16 protein-coding genes are annotated in these 21180 nt (G+C 62.5%); 8 read left to right on the top strand and 8 right to left on the bottom strand.

The window, feature by feature from the left end; genetic code table 11:
- Positions 1-15: 15 nt before the first annotated feature.
- From LJ760_RS05605 to dnaA, 7 genes are all read right to left on the bottom strand, one after another.
- Positions 16-525: a DUF3566 domain-containing protein gene (locus tag LJ760_RS05605; protein ID WP_227920399.1), complete on the bottom strand. Its 510-nt coding sequence runs from the start codon at positions 523-525 to the stop codon at positions 16-18.
- Entirely contained in the window at positions 522-3176 is a 2655-nt protein-coding gene (gene gyrA / locus LJ760_RS05600) for a DNA gyrase subunit A (protein ID WP_227920397.1), read from the bottom strand. The genes LJ760_RS05605 and gyrA overlap by 4 nt, the downstream gene beginning before the upstream one ends.
- Before the next feature lie 69 nt (positions 3177-3245).
- On the bottom strand, positions 3246-5303 hold the full coding sequence (gyrB, locus tag LJ760_RS05595; RefSeq protein ID WP_374200015.1) for a DNA topoisomerase (ATP-hydrolyzing) subunit B: 2058 nt from the start codon (positions 5301-5303) through the stop codon (positions 3246-3248).
- A 265-nt stretch (positions 5304-5568) separates the two neighbouring features.
- On the bottom strand, positions 5569-6108 hold the full coding sequence (locus tag LJ760_RS05590; RefSeq protein WP_227920394.1) for a DUF721 domain-containing protein: 540 nt from the start codon (positions 6106-6108) through the stop codon (positions 5569-5571).
- Positions 6092-7276, bottom strand: a complete 1185-nt coding sequence (gene recF / locus LJ760_RS05585; RefSeq protein WP_227920391.1) for a DNA replication/repair protein RecF — start codon at positions 7274-7276, stop codon at positions 6092-6094. Before recF ends, LJ760_RS05590 begins: the two co-directional genes overlap by 17 nt.
- A gap of 181 nt (positions 7277-7457) precedes the next feature.
- Positions 7458-8582, bottom strand: coding sequence for a DNA polymerase III subunit beta (gene dnaN / locus LJ760_RS05580; RefSeq protein ID WP_227920390.1), 1125 nt, complete (start codon positions 8580-8582; stop codon positions 7458-7460).
- A gap of 604 nt (positions 8583-9186) precedes the next feature.
- Positions 9187-10608 (bottom strand): chromosomal replication initiator protein DnaA, encoded by a 1422-nt coding sequence (dnaA, locus tag LJ760_RS05575; RefSeq protein ID WP_146359770.1) that lies wholly within the window; start codon positions 10606-10608, stop codon positions 9187-9189.
- A gap of 525 nt (positions 10609-11133) precedes the next feature.
- On the opposite strand from dnaA, the gene rpmH reads away from it, so the two are divergent.
- The 8 genes from rpmH (at position 11134) to LJ760_RS05535 (ending at position 17131) form a co-directional block, all read left to right on the top strand.
- Complete coding sequence (gene rpmH / locus LJ760_RS05570; RefSeq protein ID WP_022892375.1) at positions 11134-11271, top strand: 50S ribosomal protein L34; 138 nt, start codon at positions 11134-11136, stop codon at positions 11269-11271.
- Positions 11272-11334: 63 nt separating this feature from the next.
- Entirely contained in the window at positions 11335-11682 is a 348-nt protein-coding gene (gene rnpA / locus LJ760_RS05565; RefSeq protein ID WP_227920389.1) for a ribonuclease P protein component, read from the top strand.
- A gap of 30 nt (positions 11683-11712) precedes the next feature.
- On the top strand, positions 11713-12084 hold the full coding sequence (gene yidD, locus LJ760_RS05560) for a membrane protein insertion efficiency factor YidD (protein WP_227920385.1): 372 nt from the start codon (positions 11713-11715) through the stop codon (positions 12082-12084).
- 9 nt (positions 12085-12093) lie between these two features.
- The gene (yidC, locus tag LJ760_RS05555; protein WP_227920382.1) at positions 12094-13056 is read left to right on the top strand and encodes a membrane protein insertase YidC; all 963 of its coding nucleotides are present in this window, start codon (positions 12094-12096) and stop codon (positions 13054-13056) included.
- Complete coding sequence (locus LJ760_RS05550) at positions 13053-13598, top strand: Jag family protein (protein WP_227920379.1); 546 nt, start codon at positions 13053-13055, stop codon at positions 13596-13598. Before yidC ends, LJ760_RS05550 begins: the two co-directional genes overlap by 4 nt.
- Positions 13599-13638: 40 nt before the next feature.
- Positions 13639-14271 carry a 16S rRNA (guanine(527)-N(7))-methyltransferase RsmG gene (gene rsmG, locus LJ760_RS05545; protein ID WP_227920376.1) on the top strand — a complete coding sequence of 211 codons (633 nt, stop codon included), beginning with the start codon at positions 13639-13641 and terminating at the stop codon, positions 14269-14271.
- Between the two features lie 430 nt (positions 14272-14701).
- Positions 14702-15589 (top strand): ParA family protein, encoded by an 888-nt coding sequence (locus tag LJ760_RS05540; protein WP_374200029.1) that lies wholly within the window; start codon positions 14702-14704, stop codon positions 15587-15589.
- Between the two features lie 105 nt (positions 15590-15694).
- Positions 15695-17131, top strand: a complete 1437-nt coding sequence (locus LJ760_RS05535; RefSeq protein WP_227920374.1) for a ParB/RepB/Spo0J family partition protein — start codon at positions 15695-15697, stop codon at positions 17129-17131.
- A gap of 2739 nt (positions 17132-19870) precedes the next feature.
- Here the strand turns inward: LJ760_RS05535 and LJ760_RS05530 are convergent.
- A complete protein-coding gene (locus tag LJ760_RS05530; protein WP_227920371.1) occupies positions 19871-21157 on the bottom strand; it encodes an MFS transporter in 1287 nt (428 codons plus the stop codon).
- Positions 21158-21180: the final 23 nt, after the last annotated feature.

Here is a 21180-nt window from a genome sequence, read left to right as displayed (position 1 = left end):
CGGAACCGGAAAACGCTAGTCGTCCGTCAGTGTCACGCCAATGCCGCCCACCAGGGTGGAAGCGATGTTGTACAGCACGGCCGCGAGCATCGACAGTGCCGTCAGCAGCAGGACGTTCACCACGGCGATGATGGTTGCAAAGGAAACCACCTGTCCCAGCGAGGCAAAATCACGGAGGTCGAAGCCGCCGGACTCGCTGCCGGCGATCTCTCCCAGCAGGGTGTTGACGCGGTCGAAGATGCCGGTCAGGTCCAGCACGGTCCACAGCACGATGGCGGCCACCACGGTGACGACGCCGAGTGCCACCGAGAGCAGGAACGCCATCTTCAGGACGGACCAGGGGTCGATCTTGCTGACCAGCAGCCGGGCCTTGCGCGCCTTGGCCTTGGGAGCCGGCTTCACCAGCGGCTGGCGGTTACCCGAGGTGCTCTGACCCCCTGCAGGACGCTGGGCGGGGCGGGCGGGGGTTTTCACCCGCGGCCCGCCGCCCGAGGACGACCTGGGGCTTGGGTTGGTCGAGCTCACTCGCTACCTCCATCTTGTGCTGACTGTGCATCGGGCGCAGCCGTTTCGTCTGTGGACAACGGTACTTCATCGCGTGCGGGCTCCACAGGTTCCGAACCGGCGGCCGCCGGAGCCGCCGCGGTTCCGTCCGCTGCTTCGGCGTCCTCTTCGATGGCGAGGTCGCGCTCGGAGTTCCGGGCAACGGCGATGATCCGGTCATTTTTGTCCGGCTTGGCGAAGATAACGCCCATCGTGTCTCGTCCCTTGGACGGCACGCCGGTGACGGAAGAACGGACTACCTTGCCGCCCTGCATAACCACCAGGACTTCGTCTTCTTCCTGGACCACCATGGCGCCGACCAGGTGGCCGCGTTCCTCAGCGAGCTTGCCGACCTTGATGCCGAGGCCGCCGCGTCCCTGGACACGGTATTCGTCCGAGCTCGTGCGCTTGGCGTAGCCGCCTTCGGTCACTGTAAAGACAAACGAATTCTCGGTGACGACGTCGGCCGCCAGGAGTTCGTCGTCTTCCCGGAACTTCATGCCCGTAACGCCGGACGTGGCCCGTCCCATCGGGCGCAGGGCGTCGTCGGTGGCGGTGAAGCGCAGCGACTGGCCCATGCGAGAGACCAGCATCAGGTCATCTGTTTCGGAAACCAGCTGGGCCGAGACCAGCTCGTCGCCGTCGCGCAGGTTGATGGCAATGACGCCGGCGGACCGGTTGGTGTCATAGTCCGCCAGCCGGGTCTTCTTGACGAGTCCGCGCTTGGTGGCAAGCACCAGGTACGGAGCGGCGTCGTAGTCCGGCAGCGCCAGGACCTGGGCGATGTGCTCGTCGGGCTGGAAGGCCAGGAGGTTGGCCACGTGCTGGCCCTTGGCATCCCGGCCTGCTTCGGTCAGTTCATAGGCCTTGGCCCGGTAGACCCGGCCCAGGTTGGTGAAGAACAGCAGCCAGTGGTGCGTGGTGGTGACGAAGAAGTGCTCGACGACGTCGTCCCCTCGCAGCTGGGCGCCCTTGATGCCCTTGCCGCCTCGGGCCTGCTGACGGTAGTTGTCGCTGCGGGTGCGCTTCACGTAGCCGCCGCGGGTGATGGTGACCACCATTTCCTCTTCGGGAATGAGGTCTTCCATGCTCATGTCGCCGTCATAGCCCATGAGGATGTGCGTGCGCCGGTCATCGCCGTACTTGTCGGCGATTTCCTGCAGTTCCTCGCTGACAATCTGCCGCTGGCGCTCGTCGGAGGCCAGGATGACGTTGTACTCGGCGATTTCCGCTTCGAGCTTGGCGTGCTGGTCCTGGATCTTCTGGCGTTCCAGGGCAGCCAGGCGGCGCAGCTGCATGTCCAGGATCGCCTGGGACTGGATCTCGTCGATTTCCAGCAGGCCCATCAGGCCGTTCCGGGCGTCCTCGACGGTGGAGGAGCGGCGGATCAACGCAATGACCTCGTCCAGTGCGTCCAGGGCCTTGAGCAGGCCGCGCAGGATGTGTGCGGCTTCCTCGGCCTTGCGCAGCCGGTACCGGGTGCGGCGGACGATGACTTCGAGCTGGTGGGTGACCCAGTGCCGGATGAAGGCGTCCAGGCTCAGGGTGCGGGGCACGCCGTCCACGATGGCCAGCATGTTGGCACCGAAGTTGTCCTGCAGCTGGGTGTGCTTGTACAGGTTGTTCAGGACCACCTTGGCGACGGCGTCGCGCTTGAGCACAATCACCAGGCGCTGGCCGGTGCGGCCGGAGGTTTCGTCGCGCATATCGGCGATGCCGGTGATCTTGCCGTCCTTGACCAGTTCGGCGATCTTGACGGCCAGGTTGTCCGGGTTGGCCTGGTAAGGCAATTCGGTGACCACCAGGCAGGTGCGGCCCTGGAGTTCCTCGACGTTGACCACTGCACGCATGGTGATGGAGCCGCGGCCGGTGCGGTAGGCATCCTCGATGCCCTTGTGTCCAAGAATCTGCGCGCCGGTCGGGAAGTCGGGTCCCTTGACCCGGCGGATCAGCTCTTCGAGCAGCTCATCGTTCGGGGCATCGGGGTTCTGCAGGTACCACTGGACACCGTCGACAACTTCCCGGAGGTTATGCGGCGGGATGTTGGTGGCCATGCCCACGGCAATGCCGGAGGAACCGTTGACCAGGAGGTTCGGGAACCGGGCGGGCAGGATGGTCGGTTCCTGGTTGCGGCCGTCATAGTTGTCCTGGAAATCGACGGTTTCCTCGTCGATGTCGCGGACCATCTCCATGGCCAGCGGAGCCATCTTGGTTTCCGTGTAACGGGGTGCTGCGGCGCCGTCGTTGCCCGGGGAACCGAAGTTGCCCTGGCCCAGGGCCAGCGGGTAGCGCATGGTCCAGTCCTGGATCAGGCGCACCAGGGCGTCGTAGATCGCCGAGTCGCCGTGCGGGTGGTACTGGCCCATGACCTCGCCGACCACGCGGGCGCACTTGTTGAAGGAGCGGTCCGGGCGGTAGCCGCCGTCGAACATTGCGTAGAGCACGCGGCGGTGCACGGGCTTCAGGCCGTCCCGCACATCGGGAAGGGCGCGTCCCACAATGACCGCCATGGCGTAGTCAAGGTAGGAGCGCTGCATCTCGGTCTGCAGGTCGATCTGCTCAACCCGGTCTGTCAGTGCGGTCCCGGCCAGGGGAGTCTCGTCCCCGGTTACCTCGGGAGTCTCATCACTCATAGTTCTGCTTCCGTTTCTAAGTCGCTAAAGTTCATGCTCTCCGGCAGCCAGTCGCCGGCACTGAATCCGCTAGATGTCCAGGAAGCGCACGTCCTTGGCGTTCTGCTGGATGAAGCTGCGGCGGGACTCGACGTCTTCGCCCATCAGCACGGAGAAGACCTGGTCCACGGCCGCCGCGTCATCCATGGTGACCTGCAGCAGCGTGCGGTGGTCGGGGTCCATGGTGGTGTCCCAGAGTTCGGTGTAATCCATCTCGCCCAGGCCCTTGTAGCGCTGGATGCCGTTGTCCTTCGGCAGGCGCTGGTTGTTGGCCAGGCCGCGGGTGATGACTTCGTCCCGTTCCCGGTCGCTGTAGACATAGTCGTGGGCGTGGTTGGACCATTTGATGCGGTACAGCGGCGGCTGGGCCAGGTACACGTAGCCGCTTTCAATCAATGGGCGCATGTAGCGGAAGAGCAGCGTCAGCAGCAGCGTGGTGATGTGCTGGCCGTCGACGTCGGCATCGGCCATCAGCACGATCTTGTGGTACCGGGCCTTCTCAACGTCGAAGTCCTCGCCGATCCCCGCACCGAATGCGGTGATCATGGCCTGGACTTCGGCGTTGCTGAGCGCGCGGTCCAAACGGGCACGTTCCACGTTCAGGATCTTGCCGCGCAGCGGCAGGATGGCCTGCGTTTCGGGGTTGCGTCCGCGGACTGCCGAACCGCCTGCTGAGTCGCCCTCCACAATGTAGATTTCCGACTTCGACGGATCCTTGGAGGAGCAGTCCTTCAGCTTGCCGGGCATACCGCCGGATTCCAGCAGGCCCTTGCGGCGCGTGGATTCACGGGCCTTGCGGGCCGCGAGGCGGGCCTGGGAGGCCTGGATGGACTTGCGAATGACGTCGCGGGCCGGGCCCGGGTTGCGCTCGAGCCAGTCACCGAGCTGGTCGGTGACCACCCGCTGGACAAAGCCCTTGACCTCGGAGTTACCCAGCTTGGTCTTGGTCTGGCCTTCGAACTGCGGTTCGGCGAGCTTAACCGAGATAACGGCGGTCAGTCCTTCGCGGATGTCATCACCGGTGAGGTTGTCATCCTTTTCCTTGATGATGTTCTTCTCGCGGGCGTACCGGTTGATCAAGGACGTCATGGCGGCACGGAAACCTTCTTCGTGCGTTCCGCCCTCATGCGTGTTGATCGTGTTGGCGTAGGTGTGGACGCTCTCGGAGTAGGCAGTGGTCCACTGCATGGCCATTTCCACGGCCATCTTCTTGTCCGAGTCCTCGGTTTCGAAGGCGATCACATCATCGTGGACAACTTCGACCTTCTTCGCGGAGTTCAGGTACTTGACGTAGTCGAGCAGCCCGTCCGCGTAGAGGTAGTCCACCGTGCGGTGCTTCGGAGCCGCATCCTCGTCAGTGGCCTCGGCTATTTCCTCGGTTTCCTCTTCCAGCGTCCGCTCATCCGTGAGCCGGATGCGCAGGCCCTTGTTCAGGAAGGCCATCTGCTGGAAGCGGGCACGCAGGGTTTCGAAGTCGAACTCGGTGGTCTCGAAGATCTCCGGATCCGGGTAGAACGTCTGGGTAGTGCCGGTTTCGCTGGTTTCTTCGCCCTGGCGCAGTTCGCCGACGGGGTGGCCGCCGTTCGCGAAGCTCTGCTTCCAGACAAAGCCCTGCCGGCGTACTTCAGTTTCCACCCGCTCGGAGAGCGCGTTGACCACGGAGATACCGACGCCGTGGAGGCCGCCGGACACCGCATAACCGCCGCCGCCGAACTTGCCGCCGGCGTGCAGGATGGTCATAACAACCTGGACGGTGGGGATGCCTTCGGTGGGGTGAAGGTCCACGGGAATACCGCGGCCGTTGTCCGTGACGCGCACGCCGCCGTCGGCCTGCAGAACCACTTCAATGTGGTCGCAGTAGCCGGCCAGGGCCTCATCGACGGAGTTATCGACCACTTCGTACACCAGGTGGTGCAGGCCGCGGGGGCCGGTGGAACCGATGTACATGCCCGGGCGCTTTCGGACTGCCTCAAGGCCTTCCAGAACCGTGATTTCATTCGCGCCGTATTCCACGGGGGTGGCCTTTTCCGGCACTGCGTGGTCCTCTGGTGTTACCTCTGAGTTGTCCATCTCATTGTCGTTAGCCACAGGTGCTGTCGACTCCTCTTGTGTTCGTCAGAATTGAAGCCTCCCCAGCGGACAGGCATCTCCACTCTCAATTCTACCGCGCCGCAGGGGGCAAACCTGTCCAAAACACCCTCTGACAGGCCACTAATGATGCTTTGAAGCGAATCGGAGCGCCCCGGATAGGGACGGATACCAGCAAGGGGGTTCTCCGGCCCCTAACCGGCTCCTGTAAGGGCGGGATTTCCGGTCGCTTCCGCGCCGACGCCCCGGCTGCCGAGCGGTCTTCCTACCCGTAGGTATCCCGGGGTCCCCGCCCTTTGACGCTTCGCAGTCCCTTGCGCCAGTTGGGCGCCGCCGGGCCGATGACCTCGATCTTGGTGACGACGCCGGAACCGAGTTCAGCGTCGAATCGGGCAATCAGGGTGGCCCTGAGGAGCCGGAGCTGAGTGGCCCAGGCCGTCGAGTCACACCGAACCTGCACCGTGGTGTCCTGGAACGACTCCGGCTTGCAGTGGGCGCTGACCTCGCTTCCCACCAGTTCCTCCCAGCGGGAAATCACCGATCCGACGGCGACGGGAGAGTTCCAGCCGCGTTCATTCACGAACCGGGTGAAGACATTGCCCAGGCCCTGCGGGTCCCGTCCGACATACTCTCCAGGGATAAAGGGGGTCTGCCGGCTGCGGCCGGTCTTGCGCCGGGTTGCGGGAGTGCGCTGGTTTCCGCGGGCCTGTGCTGCCTGGCGCATGCGGTTGAGCTGCTCCCGGGCGGCGTCGGGCCGTTCTCCGGGATCCTCGCCGGGAGGAACGGGATCAGGAGACGGGCACACTGACGCCTCCCGGGATCACGTTGATGACCCGCCCTGCCAGTGCTTCCGGGATGTCGTCGCCAACAGCCGCAGTCACCAGCACCTGCTCGGCTCCAGCGACAATTCCGGCGAGCCGCTGCCGGCGCTGCACATCCAGCTCCGCAAACACGTCGTCCAGGATCAGGATCGGCCCGGCACCGGGGGTGGGATCGTCGCTGGTCAGCAGGTAGTAGGACCCCAGGCGAAGGGACAGTGCGAAGGACCAGGTTTCTCCGTGGGAGGCGTACCCCTTGGCGGGCGCCTTGCCGAGGACCAGTTCCAGTTCGTCCCGGTGCGGGCCCACCAGGGAAATCCCGCGGTCCAGCTCGCGCCGGCGGTTGGCGGCGAATGCCTGCAGGAACCGCTCGGTGAGTTCCGGCACCGTCAAGGAATACAACTCGTCCGGATCCTGCGAACCTTCCACGGCGCCGTCGTCGTTGACGGTTCCCTGCAGTGTCGACCGATAGACGGCCCGGGCAGCCTTCGAACCGTCGGTGAGGTCTCGATAGGCCGCCTGCAGGTGAGGCTGCAGGCGTTGGAGCGCCTCGAGCCGAGCGGCCACAAGCTCGGCACCGGCTACGGCCATGTGCTGGTCCCAGACGTCCAGTGTTGCCTCATGGGCAGAGGTGAAGCGGCCGGCGGCCCGTGCTGATTTCAGCAGGGCATTCCGCTGCTTCAGCACACGGTCATAGTCGGACCGGGTCGCCGCATGGCGCGGTACCAGGGAAACAATCAACTCATCCAGGAAACGCCGGCGGCTGCCGGGATCACCCTTGACCAGCGCCAGGTCTTCAGGAGCGAAAAGCACCGTCCGGCATAAGCCCAGGATGTCCCGGGCACGGACCGGATTGGCACGGTTGATCCGGGCCCGGTTGCCGCGGCCGGGGTTCAGTTCCAGCTCCACGCCGGTGGCCTGGGAACCGCGTACCAGACGGGCCCTGATCAGCGCCTGGTCGGCGTCGAAATTCACCAAGGGGGCATCAGTGCTTACCCGGTGTGAAGACAGTGTGGCCAGATAGCCGATTGCCTCGACAATGTTGGTTTTACCCGTGCCGTTGGGTCCTACAAACACCGTGACACCGGGCTCGAGCCGGATGTCCAGCTGCGGATAACTGCGGTAACCGGTAAGGGACAGGTGGTCAACGTACATGGGTTCCTGGTCCTTTCCTGTCCGTCGAGCCGCCGCCGGCCGTACCGGCAGGGGCTCCGCCACCGCTCGGCATGCCATTGTCAAATTGTGTTACATCGGCATTGTTACGACGAATTTTTGCTTCGTCCTCCGCCGCTGCCGGACCGATCTGCAGCTGGTCCGGCGGCCAGGCGGCGGCGTCCTACTGGTTTGGCAGGCGTACCGGCATCAGCAGGTAGCGGTAATCTGCCTGGTCATCCCCGTTGAGCTCTTCCTGGGCCGAAATCACGGCCGGCTTCGGCGGCGTCGTGAAGGAGAAGCGGACGTACTTGCTCGGGAACGCGCCCAGGCCTTCGCTTAGGTAGTGCGGGTTGAAGGCAACCGTGATGTCGTCGCCTACAAGCGCCGCTTCCAGTGCTTCCGATGCCTGGGCGTCTTCGCCGGTGCCGGCGTCCAGGGAGAGCTGCCCATCGGTGAAGGCAAGGCGGACAGGGGTGTTCCGTTCGGCAACCAGGGACACGCGGCGTACGGCTTCCACCAGCGCGGAGGTTTCCACAGTGGCGTGAATCGGCGTGTTTTCGGGGAACAGGGACCGGATTTTGGGGTAATCGCCGTCCACCAGAAGCGACGTGGTGCGCCGTCCGCCGCTTTCAAAACCAATGAGTTCGCTGTCATCCGACAGGGCGATGTTGAGGTCGCCTGCCCCGCCAAGGGTCTTGGCCACTTCGTTGAGGGTCTTGGCTTTCACCAATGCACTGGTGGAAATCCCCGGAGTTGCGGGCTTCCAGGACAATTCGCGCAGGGCCAGACGGTACCGGTCCGTGGCAAGGAAGGTGATGAGGTCATCTTCGATTTCCATGCGCACACCGGTGAGGATGGGCAGGGTGTCATCCCGGCTGGCGGCAATGATGACCTGGGAAACGGCCTGGGCGAAGGCATCGCCGTCGACGACGCCGCTTACCTCGGGCAGTGCCGGCAGTTCCGGGTATTCGGCTTCAGGCATGGTTGCCAGGTTGAACCGGCTGTTGCGGCAGGTCAGCGTGACCTTGGCCCCGTCAGTCTCCACTTCCACCGGAGCAGACGGGAGACTGCGGCAGATCTCGGCCAACAGGCGGCCGGAGACCAGGATGGTTCCTTCTTCGCTCACATCGGCGGGAATCTGGAGCCGCGCGGAAATCTCGTAGTCGAAGCTGGCAAGACTCAGCGAACCGTTTTCAGCCTTGATAAGCAGCCCCGAAAGGACCGGAACGGGCGGGCGCGGGGACAGGGAACGTGCTGTCCACGTGACGGCCTCGGCCAGGACATCCCGCTCAACTCGAAACTTCACTGAAGGGTGCCGCCTTTCGCAACGTACTTCTCAGTACAACTGATCTTGTCTTGAACTTGTCTTGGGCTGTGTGTAAATCGCGGAAGCATCCGTGGACCGGTCCAGTCCGTGCAGATCCCAAGGATGTAGCCATGGACGGACCGTACTCGTTTACATGCGAATGACAACCATACTCTGTGACAGCTTAGCCCCGTCCGCCGGTGCGCTGCACCGGGTTCTGTCCGGCCCGGGGAACGGAAGGGGACCGCTCGAGGTGAGGTCCCCTCTCGTCAGAGAGGTTTTGTGGAGTCATCTCGGAGGGTTTGGAGTGTGCCGGAAGCATAGTTGTTATTTGGTGGAACCGAATTTCTTAAGATCCGTAGTGTTAATAACTCCTGTGGATACTGTGGATAACCCCCGGCACCGGGGCGTCCCGGCTGTTTATGCCTGTTGATAACCTGTGGACTCGCCGCAGCCTCCGAGTCCGGGCCTGTTGGAAACTTTTTTAGGATTCCGCGTATCCACAGGGAAGTGTGCGTAACCACGGGTTGTCCACCGGGTTATCCACACCCTTGTCCACAAATGTTAATTTTGGGCCCCTGCGGGGCCCTGCAGTCCTACTGGCTCAGGCCTCGCGCTGCTGCTGCTTGATCCTGTTGGTCAGTTCGGTGACCTGGTTGTAGATGGCTCGGCGTTCAGCCATCAGTTCGCGGATTTTCCGGTCCGCGTGGATCACCGTGGTGTGGTCGCGGCCGCCAAGTTCCTGGCCGATCTTCGGCAGGGACATATCGGTCAGCTCGCGGCACAGGTACATGGCGATCTGCCGTGCGGTGACCAGTGTTCGGGTCCGGGACTTGCTACAGAGTTCCTCAAGGCTGATCTGGAAATAGGCTGCCGTCTGTCCAAGGATGGATGCGGCAGTGATTTCCTGGGCGCCGTCGTCGGTAATCAGGTCCTTGAGCACGATTTCGGCCAGGCCCACGTCTACCTGCTGCCGGTTCAGGCTGGCGAAGGCGGTTACGCGGATAAGTGCGCCTTCGAGCTCCCGGATGTTGGTGGAGATCTTGGAGGCGATGTACTCCAAGACGTCATCCGGAGCGCTCAGGCTGTCGCCGATGGCCTTCTTCCGCAGGATGGCGATACGTGTTTCGAGTTCCGGCGGCTGCACATCCGTCAGCAGGCCCCACTCAAACCGGGACCGCATCCGTTCCTCGAAACCGGACAGCTGCTTGGGCGGCAGATCGGAGGTGATCACAACCTGCTTGTTGTGGTTGTGGAGGGCATTGAAGGTGTGGAAGAACTCTTCCTGGGTGGCGTCCTTGTTGGCAAGGAACTGAATGTCATCAATCAGCAGGATGTCCACGTTGCGGTACAGCTGTTTGAAGCTGGCGCCTTCGTCATAGCGGATGGAGTTGATGAAGTCGTTCGTGAACTCCTCCGAATTCACGTAGCGGACGCGGATCCCGGTGTACAAGTGACGTGCATAGTGCCCGATGGCATGAAGGAGATGGGTCTTGCCCAACCCGGAGTCCCCATAGATGAACAAGGGGTTGTAGGCCTTCGCCGGCGCTTCAGCCACCGCTACGGCTGCTGCATGGGCAAACCGGTTGGAGGAACCGATAACGAAGGTCTCGAAGACGTATTTGGGGTTGAGGCGGCCGAATTCCTGGCTGGTGCTCGGCGGCGTCGGGGAAGGCGCGCCGCTTTCGCCGGAGGGTACGGGGCTGGGTGCCGCCGGCTGCTCTTCGGGCTCCGGTTCGGCTTCCGCCACGGGAGTGAGGTCGGAGTCGATGACGAAAGCACACTGGATATCGGCCTGGAAAACGCCGCGCAGGACTTCGTCGAGGATGTTCTTCAGCTGCGTCTGCAGCACTTCACGGGTCAGTTCGTTGGGCACCGCCACCAGAAGGGTCGTGCCGATCAGGCCCTGGGCCTGCGCAAGCACCACGAATCCACGCTGTCGGGGAGTGACCCTGTCATCGGTCTCCAAAGTCCGAATGACCTTGCGCCAAGAGCTGCCAACATCGTTGATTTCGTCCGTACCCACAAAAACCTCTCATGACGCCCTGCGGCTGTCTAAGAAAACTCGGGATCCCGATGGGGATCCCGGTACTTCATCCACAGAGTTATGCACAGATAGTGGATAAAGTACCCGTCGCCAAGCCTAGAGGATGATTTCCCTTGGTGGTAGCTGGAAATCCGCCTGTACAAGGGCCTGTTGGCTCTCTCACAGAGCCTGTGGCCGCAAGATACCCACAGCAGTTGTCCACAGCTGTTGAAAAATCTGGGTGCACAACCGGATGTGCGGACTATCCACAGGGTATCCACAGTCCGGCGCGGGCTGTGGATTAGTCGGTGACCGAGCCCGGTTTGACTGGTGCCCCCGTCTCACCTAACGTTGAGTAGTCCTTTGTGTCTGCTATCTGTACTCACACATGCCCTGCAGGGGTTCTGGAAATCAGGGTCCAGGTCCGGGCGAGTACAGACAGACACATGAAAAAAGCGCCGCTTGTTCTTCCCCCTTGTCGCAACAAGTGCCGGCGCGACTCAAGATTGTCTTGGAGTAACTACCGTGAGCAAGCGGACTTTTCAGCCGAATAACCGCCGTCGTGCCAAGAAGCACGGCTTCCGCCTTCGCATGCGTACCCGTGCCGGCCGTGCCATCCTTTCCGCACGCCGTGGCAAGGGCCGTACCGAACTGTCGGCCTAAATAACCTCAAAGTTTGTCGATGCTGCCTTTTAGCAGCTTTACTCCGGATTCCAGGTGGTCATAATGCTGGCCGTGCGGAACCGGGTAAGGGCATCGGCAGATTTTTCTCGTACTGTACGTTCCGGTGCCCGCAGTGGGCGCCGGAACGTAGTGCTATATGCGCTTCCTACGGGTGACCAACCGAGCCGCATAGGCTTTATAGTGGCCAAATCCGTCGGGAACGCAGTGACACGCAACCTCGTTAAGAGAAGATTGAGGGAAGCGGCAGCGCAGAGCCTCGCTCTCCACCCCACCGGGTTTGACGTGGTGGTGCGGGCACTGCCTGCTTCCGCCTCGGCGTCGTGGCCGGTACTCAGTGCCGACTACCACAGCGCTTTGAACGCCTGCATAGCCAAACTTTCGCAGCTTTAGACATGCCAGGTGAGGAAGGATGAGCCAGCGATGAGGGACTCCGGATCTATTCCGTTGAGGGCCTTGATTGTTGTTGCCCGTTTTTTATGGAACCTCCCGCGCATGCTCCTCATCGGCCTGCTGATGGGGTACCGGAAGGCCGTTTCCCCGCTCTACGGCCAGGTCTGCCGATTTTTCCCATCGTGTTCCGCCTATGCCCTCGAAGCAGTCACCGTCCACGGAGCCGTAAAAGGTTCCTGGCTGGCTTTCCGACGGCTTGTCCGCTGCCATCCTTGGAACGGCGGCGGCGTGGACCCCGTACCTGATGGACACCGGATTTGGGACTCAAAGAAGGTCCCGAGGATCATTGTGCTGAATCACCCCGTGATTCCAGCTGACGAAGACAGCCGCTCGGCGGCCTGAGGAGAGTAAATGGGTTTCTTCGAGACGATACTGTTCCCCTTTAAGTGGGTAGTGTCATGGATCATGTGGGTCTTCCACGAGGGTTTCGTTTTCCTCGGGATGGATGCCGCATCCGGGTGGACCTGGACGTTGTCCATCATCGGCTTGGTGATCGTGATCCGCGCCGCGTTGATCCCGGTCTTCGTCAAGCAGATCAAGGCGCAGCGGGGCATGCAGTCCCTGCAGCCGGACCTGCGCAAGCTGCAGCAGAAGTACAAGGGCAAGACCGACCAGCTTTCGCGTCAGGCAATGACGCAGGAGCAGATGGCCCTGTACAAGAAGCACGGCACCAACCCGTTTGCCGCCTGCCTGCCCATGCTCGTGCAGATGCCGTTCTTCTTTGCGCTGTTCCAGGTGCTGAACGGAATCTCCACCTCCAATGCCGAGGGCAAGGGCCAGGGCGCGCTGTCACACAGCGCCATCCAGCAGTTTGACGAAGCCACCATCTTCGGTGCCCCGCTTTCCTCCTCGCTCCTGCACGGTTTCGGCGACGAAGGCCACTTCTCGGTTGTGGTGCTCTCGATCATCATGATCCTGGCGATGACCGCTTCGCAGTTCATTACGCAGAAGCAGATCATGTCCAAGAACATGTCCGAAGAGGCCCTTGCCAGCCCGTTCATGCGCCAGCAGAAGATGATGCTCTACGTACTGCCCATCGTCTTCGGCGTCGGCGGCATCAACTTCCCCATCGGTGTGCTCATTTACTGGACCACCACCAACCTGTGGACCATGGGACAGCAGTTCTTCGTCATCCGGCGGATGCCCACCCCCGGCTCGCCGGCAGCAAAGGCCCTCGCCGAGCGCCGTGCCCGCAAGGGCCTGCCGATGGCCCCGCTCCTCGGAGAGAAGAAGGGCGAGGCACCGGTCGAGGTACCCGCAGCACCGAAAGCCCAGCGCACCCAGCCTCAGCGGAAGAACAGGAAAAGGAAATGAGCACTGAGCACATTGACGACCCCGTGGTTCCCCTTGAGGAAACGGCGGAGCCTGAACAGATCCGCAGCGGGAGGCTTGAGGAAGAGGGCGATGTAGCCGCTGACTACCTGGAAGAGCTCCTGGATATCGCCGACATCGACGGGGATATCGACATTGAGGTCCGGAACGGTCGTACGTACATCTCCGTAGTGTCGGAGGAAGGCGACGACGCCGCTCTCCAGGCCCTGGTGGGACGCGATGGTGAAGTGCTCGAGGCATTGCAGGAACTCACGCGGCTCTCGGTGCTCACAGCGACCGAAAACCGGTCCCGGCTGGTCCTGGACATCATCGGCTACCGTGAAGAGCGTGGCGGGCAGCTGCAGTCCATAGCCGAGGACGCAGCCAACCGTGCCAAGGAAACCGGGCAGGAAGTGGCGCTCGTTCCCATGAGCGCCTATGAGCGCAAGATTGTTCACGACGCCGTGGCCGAACTTGGCCTGGTCAGTGAATCCGAAGGTGAAGGCGCAGACCGCCACATCGTCGTTTCCCTGCCTGCTTCCTAGTTATCCCCACCCGGCAGTGCAGACAAGGAATATCAAGTAAGTGGTAGAAACAACTCCCGCAGAACTGGACGCAGCCCGGAAGATCTTCGGTGACCGCCTGGACCTGGCGCAAAGATACGTAGAGCACCTCGCGACGTCGGGCATGGAACGGGGACTCCTGGGCCCGCGGGAAGTTCCGCGGCTCTGGAGCAGGCACGTCCTGAACTGCGCCGTGGTGGCCGAGCTGATCCCTGCGAACGCCGCCGTCGCCGATGTCGGCAGCGGTGCCGGGCTTCCCGGCTTGTGCCTGGCCATTGCCCGGCCTGACCTCTCCATGACGCTTATAGAGCCCCTGGAGCGGCGCGTCATTTGGCTCAACGAAGTCGTTACGGATCTTGGACTCGACAATGTCCGCGTGATCCGCGGCCGTGCCGAACAGGTAGTCGACGAGGTAAATGTGGATGTGGCCACGGCCCGGGCCGTCTCAGCCCTCGGCGGGTTGGCCGGACTGACAGTACCCCTGCTGCATGGCAAGGGGCAGGTGCTGGCCATCAAGGGCCGCAGCGCAGAAGAAGAAGTCCTGAAGGCTGCGAAAGCCATCCGCAAGCTGGGTGGACGGGATACCGCAGTGCTGACCGTAGGGGCAGACGTACTTGAAGAACCCACCACGGTGGTACGCATCTCCGTAGGGTGAGAAGCCCGACACCTTAGCTTTCATGCACACACCCATGCCGGTCCCGGGGAATGGCCGCGAAGCGGATAGTCTAGATGGACTAATGCCTTAACGCTTTATGTTGGAAAGTGAGCATGACCAGGTGAGTGCGCGTGATTCTGCCGCAAAACGAATTCCTCCCTTCGCCGCGCTCGGTTCTGCCCTGTCCGCCTCATTCGGTAGAAAGCAACCTCAATTGGTAGTGGAAAAGCCGGCGATCGTTTCACGTGAAACGGTGCCGGCCGAGCCGGTGAAACGCGCCAAGCAGCAGGAACCTGCCAGGCAGCAGGAACCTGCCCAGCCGCTGGAACCCGCCCAGACTGAAAGCAGTGCCGCACTCGTGCAGGCCCCCCGAGCTATCGAAGGTGGTGTATCCGAAGAAGCCGCTCCTGTGGCGACCTCGGAAGACGTTATGGATTTGATGGACGAGAGCACCCCGCTGGCGCGGGAACTGGCCAGTGAAAACCGGCGTCGGGAGAAGCTCCGCGGACGCGTTTTGCCGCGGCCGCCCCAGACGCGCATCATGACGGTGAGCAACCAGAAGGGCGGGGTGGGAAAAACTACCACCACGGTCAACCTTGCTGCTGCCCTGGCGACTGCCGGCCAGAACGTACTGGTTATCGACATTGATCCGCAGGGCAACGCATCGACGGCCCTCGGCATCGACCACCGCGCTGAGGTGGAGAGCATCTACGACGTGCTGATCGATGACCTGCCGCTGGCAAACGTGGTTGCCCAGTGCCCGGACATCAGTAACCTCATCTGTGCGCCCGCCACGATCCACCTCGCGGGGGCGGAAATCGAACTGGTATCCCTGGTTGCGCGGGAACAGCGTCTGAGCCGCGCCATCAACGTCTACGCGGCCGAACGGGAAAAGCAGGGCCTGGAGCGTCTGGATTACATCTTCATTGACTGCCCGCCGAGCCTGGGCCTCCTTACCGTCAATGCCTTTGTGGCGGCGAGGGAAGTCCTGATCCCGATCCAGTGCGAGTACTACGCGCTCGAGGGTCTCAGCCAGCTGCTGAAGAACATTGAGATGATCCAAAAGCATTTGAACGCTGACTTGGTTGTCTCCACCATTCTGCTCACCATGTACGACGGCAGAACGAACCTCGCCGCGCAGGTCGCCGCCGAGGTGCGCGAGCACTTCCCGGAGCAGGTCCTGCGCGCTGTCGTCCCGCGCTCCGTGCGCGTTTCGGAGGCTCCCAGTTACCAGCAAACGGTCATGACGTATGACCCGTCTTCAACGGGTGCGCTTTCCTATTTGGAAGCGGCAGCCGAGATAGCCCAGCGCGCCTAGTGACACCCCGGCGGGGTTCGGCTGCCAGCTAGGTTCCGCGCCATAGAATACTCTCACAATCAATCCGTGCCGCTTGAAGTGCGGGCATAAGGGAAGGACTTACCCATGGCCGAGAAGCGTCGGGGTTTAGGCCGCGGTCTGGGAGCTTTGATTCCTAGCAGTGCGGAACCTGCGGAGACAGAAAACTCGAACCAGGGAACCGTTACTCCGGGACGTCCGGCTGATTTGTTCTTCGCCGCAGCCGATGAGTCCCGCTCACAGTTCGGCGGTACGGGTCCGCGTAAGGGTGCAGGGATTAACAAGGAAGCGCTTCGGGGGCCGGCAAAGAAGTCGACCACGCGCAGCTCAGCGGCCCGTCCCGGAGTCCGTAAAGCTGCGGAGACGGAAGTGCCCAGCCCTGTCCCGGCAGCCAAACCCGAAGACTCCAAGCCTGTAGGGACGGACGCTGGGACCACCCCGGTCTCCACCCCGGCCTCCGGAACTAAGGGCACCAAGCGGGCTTCCACAGCCACCCAGAGCGCTGCGGAGGGTGCGGGGAAGTCTAAGGCTCCCGAGAGCCCTGTAACCGCGGCAGAAGACGTACAGTCGGCGCCTGCTTCTGTGCCGGTCCCCGCGGAGGCCGCCAAGGAGGCGCCGAAGCAGGTGGTTGATGCCCCGGTGGACGCGGATGTTTCCCGTGAAACATCGTCCCCGGATTACAGTGGCGAGGAAGGCCTGGTCCAGGTTCCGGGCGCGACGTTCGCCGAGCTTCCCATTGATTCCATTCACCCCAACCGTAAGCAGCCGCGGTCCGTCTTCGATGAAGACGACATGGCCGAACTGGTGCATTCCATCAGGGAAATCGGCGTGCTCCAGCCGATTGTTGTTCGCCCCTCGCTCGAGTCGGATGCGGAACACCCCTACGAACTTGTTATGGGTGAACGTCGCTGGCGTGCATCACGTGAAGCCGGACTATCCTCGGTGCCGGCCATCATCCGGTCTACACAGGATGTCGATCTCCTCCGTGACGCCCTCCTGGAGAACCTGCACCGAAGCCAGCTGAACCCGCTGGAAGAAGCTGCGGCTTACCAGCAGCTTCTGGATGACTTCGGCTGCTCCCACGAAGAACTCGCAGACCGCATCGGACGCTCCCGGCCGCAGGTAACCAATACCCTGCGGTTGATGAAGCTTCCTCCGCTGGTTCAGCGCCGGCTGGCGGCCGGAGTTCTGTCAGCTGGCCACGCACGCGCGTTGCTCGGGCTGGGAGATCCGGCGGAGATGGAAAAGCTGGCGCAGAAGATCGTAGCCGAGGGCCTTTCCGTTCGCGCCACGGAAGAGATCGTTTCGCTGGCCGACGGCCTGCGGAAGCCGGCAAAGACTTCGAAGCCGAAGATCGGTGCACGCCACGAACGGCTGGACTACCTGGCAACGTCTCTGGCTGACCGCCTGGACACCAACGTCAAGATCACCCTTGGAGCACGGAAGGGCAAGGTCAGCATCGAATTCGCGAGCGTGGATGACCTGAATCGGATTATGGGCGTCCTCTCCTCACCCGCGGAGTAGTTCTTAGCGCGGCAAGGCTCCTCAAGGGCCGGTGTTTCACGTGAAACACCGGCCCTTTTTGCTGACCGTGGAACGATCGTATGCAGGCATATCGGGATCGGCAGTCGGCGTGGAAGCTGCCCGTGGAATGAACCTGCAACCGCCGGCCGCTGAGCCAGGCTTCCTAACCGTGGGCAGCCGGATTCTTGCGACGCCGTCAGTCATGATGTGCGAGACGAATGCGCGATCGGTGGGTATTCGTCGCTTACCCAAGCTGCGTGTAACGCGCATAGATACAGAGGGAGGTATCTGCGTATCGCGGGGGTCAGAGTCGGAGCCAGAGCCAGAGCCAGAGCCAGGGCTAGAGCTAGAGCCAGCGGCAGCGTCCTGGCCTTTGGTGTTTCACGTGAAACGTGACTTGTTGAGCCGCGGATTCTTGGAGCGTGTCTCCGCCGATCGCTTACATACTCGAATCCGTCACTACGCAGACAGATCCTCGAATCGGTCACTACCCAGGCACATCCTCGATACCGTCACTGATTAGGGACAGCGATTGAGGCTGGGTTTCACGTGAAACCTAGCTGCCGTTGAGTCGGCACTACGATTTCCAAGTCACGGGCCGACATAGGCGTATCGAGTCAGGCTGCCTGTAGCAACCGAGACGAGGCCGTTCGGGGTGAGCATACTTCCGTTGAAATGACAGCATTGCTTGCGTTCGGGTCCGGTCAGTAGAGCCGCCTTGAGAGCTGCTCGCCGGATCACGACGCACCCGCGGGTTGATTTGTGGCGGTACGAGCGGTGGACTAGGGTTCGGCTGGATGACAAGAGCGGGTCGTGACTGTGCAGCCTCAGGTGACATTAGCTTCGCCGCGTCCGCCTATGCTCCTTGGCTCGAACGGGCACATGGCCCGGAGCCGCTAATAAGCCGTCGGTGTTTCACGTGAAACCACGCATTTGCTGCCTGTAAGAATGTCACACCCGATAATTGCAGCGGCTCTAAGGGTCGGCGGTGCAGTGCCTGGCGATGAGTCAGGTCGGGTGGCGCCTAGCCGGCGTGCGTTGTGGATAGTTCGAACGGCCATTATTGGTGTCTAACGGGTGCCATGCACTCCGTTACAGGTCCAAGGAGACAGGCTATCCACCACACCGCGCTTGGTGTCGGGTCCTGGATACGAGGCATGGAGCCCGGAGAAATACACGAATACCGGTCGCTTTTCGAGCCTAGCCCGGGTGTAGCGCGCCGGACATTGATTTGGTCTAGGAGTCTGGCATGGTTCGATTGCTCGTACACACTTAGCGCAGGTAGAGAATAGCCGTGGGAGGTTTCACGTGAAACAGCGTACAAAGACGGCAACCAGGGAGCTGGTTATGCGCAGGCTTCGTGCAACGTGCGGATACGGCGGAGCTCAAACACAGCCGGACGTGCCGGGTGCGGCGCACGAGTACGCCCCACCTCGCAGCACGGGCTATCCTCGGATTCTTAGAACAACGCTCACCGGGTAGCGGTGTTTCACGTGAAACCAGATCATTCATACCTTAGAGGTGATCCCTTCCCTAGGCCTGTACGCGGCAAAGAAGGCGAGGCATTTGCGCGGGGAAGTGTAGGGCTACAGACGGCCATAGGCGCGATGTGAGCGGCCAGGGGCGCCTGTCATGGGCTGCCCCGTACTCCGGCGGGCTTCTGCCCTCCTGCCGGGCCGTGAGCGAGCTGGCCTGCTACCGGCACAGCAGGTTCCCCATCAATATCCGTTTGCCGTGGGTGGCGGGCTCGTGGGCCAGAACGCGCACAGGTGCCACCGATGCCGCCTCCCGCATCACTGCCGGGTATGCAGATGTGTGAGCGATACCTAGTGTTCGCGATGGAAGGCCTGCGACCTAACGTCTGCATCTAGACCGGATTTGCACAGGCTCTGCCAAACGGAAGTTGCGAAGCCACGGTAGGAGACAACTAAACGCCGCTGCCTCAGAGAACCCATCTGCGAAAAGAAGACGGAGATAGAACCGAGCCAAGGTCGACAGCGGGCATGTCGCCTCCATGGAGACGGGTCCGTACCGTTCCAAACCATGCCCACTTGGAAATACCGCAGCGGAAACCGCCGCTGGGGGTAAACGCCGGCCCCGGAGTAGTCCAGCAGCTGCGTCAGCCCAGCGCCAGGAGCATGTGCGGATTTTTGGTAACGCCGCCCAAAGGGCCATTCTCAGGGGAGCGCGCGATGCACTTGTCGTGCAAAACCGCGCGTGCGGCCGTCGATTGCCAGCCGCTCCTGTGGTACGTCCAGCGGCCGTCCGTCCCCGGGTGAGCGTCTCATCCGCCCGGCCCGGGTGTCTCCCGCGGGGTGAGGGACCCCCAGTGGACGCTCTGGGTGTTCTTCATCCACCCTGATGGACCGAGGCCATCGGTCAGTAGCCGGCAGGTACATCGAACGAATAGCGCGTAGCTGCAACGCTGCTTGTCCTGGAGGAACAGAAATGCAGGCTGCGCGCGAGAACCAAATATGCTTCAACACCGAACACCGAGCACTGGGCGCCGGCCACTGGGCCACTGGGCCCTATGCCCTATGCCCTAGGCCCTGGGACACCGAGCACCGGCCACTGGGCCCTAGGCCCTGGGCTCCGAGCACCGAGCACCGAGCACCGCCCGGCAGCCCGTCGGCCAGGGCCCGGCAGCCCGTCGGCCAGGACCGCCCTCGGCGTCGTGTTTCACGTGAAACGCGACGCCGAACTCAGCTCGGGATCAGGGTCGCAGGAACCTATAAACGCCTATGAGGCGGAAGGGGAGGTCGGTGCTGGCTGTTCGTCGGGTAGCTTCCTCATCGTTCGCAGGGGCGACAGGGTGACCGGCAGGAAGGCCACACAGGCCGCTGCCGCCGCGATCCACAGTGCTGCCTCAGCTCCGTATAGCTGACCGAGCAGGCCTCCTATCAGCGCGCCGACGGGCTGGGTACCCCAGACCAGGAAACGCATGGTGGCGTTCATGCGCCCAAGCAGGCGGTCGGGCGTCAGTCTTTGCCGGAAGCTCACCTGCGTGACGTTGTAAACGACCATGCCGAAGCTGGCCACAGCCAGTCCAGCCGCGCCGAGCCAAACCGACCATTCACCCCCCGCTGCAGGCATCAAGAGCGCAAAAGGTGCTGTCGCCGCCACGGACCAACAAATGGCAGGCCCTTCACCCAGCCACAGTGTTACCCGCCGAGTTGCCAGGGCGCCGGCAAGGCCGCCCACACCGAGGACCGAAAAGACAATGCCGAGGTGGTGTGCGCCCAGCCCGAGGTCTCTCGGAAGGAAGAACACCAGCATCGCCATATAGGCCGCGAAAGCCAGGTTGAACAACGCGGTGGACCCGGCAATCGCCCGCAGCAACGGGTTACCTAGAACGAAACGCAGGCCCTCTGCGATGTCCGTGCCCAGCCGGGATCCCGGTACCGGCTCCGGCTTGGGCTGAAGGTGCCGCATGCGCCCGACAAACAGTGCGGACAATCCCATCGCGATTGCATCCAAGGCGAGGGCAACGGGTGCCGTCAGCCACGCAATCAGTTGGCCTGCTGCGACAGGACCCGCGAGTTGGGCAACTGAGTGCACCGTTTCCAACTTGGCATTTCCTTCAATCAAATGGTCACGCCCGATAAGGCGCGGCAGAAAGCTCTGGTAAGCGACGTCAAAGAAGACGCTGAAGACGCCGATGAGCAGCGCCACGGCGTAGAGCTGCCAGACCGTCAGCACCCCGAGCCACCAGGCGAGGGGAACAGTGAGCAGGACCGCCGCCCGAATCAGGTCCGAAGAGATGAGCACTGAGCGGTACCGCATCCGATCGACCCAGACTCCTGCGGGCAGGCCAATCAACAGGAACGCAGCGGTGCTCAGGGCCGAAAGCAGCCCCACTTCGAACTCACTGGCTGTCAGCGTCACCACTGCTACGAGTGGCAGCGCGAGACTCGATACCTGCTGGCCTAGCTGGCTCAGGGAAGTGGAATAGAACAGAAATCGGAAGTCACGGTCCCGTAGGACACCGCCAGGTACCGTCGCTCCTGGGCCATCTTCAGTCGTCATGCGGTTGACTCTGGTCAATCGAT

Origin of the sequence: Arthrobacter sp. zg-Y895, assembly GCF_020731025.1 — a bacterium.
Taxonomy (GTDB): domain Bacteria; phylum Actinomycetota; class Actinomycetes; order Actinomycetales; family Micrococcaceae; genus Arthrobacter_B.
Note: the sequence above shows the minus strand (reverse complement) of the source record. Positions and strands in the feature narration are given on the sequence as shown.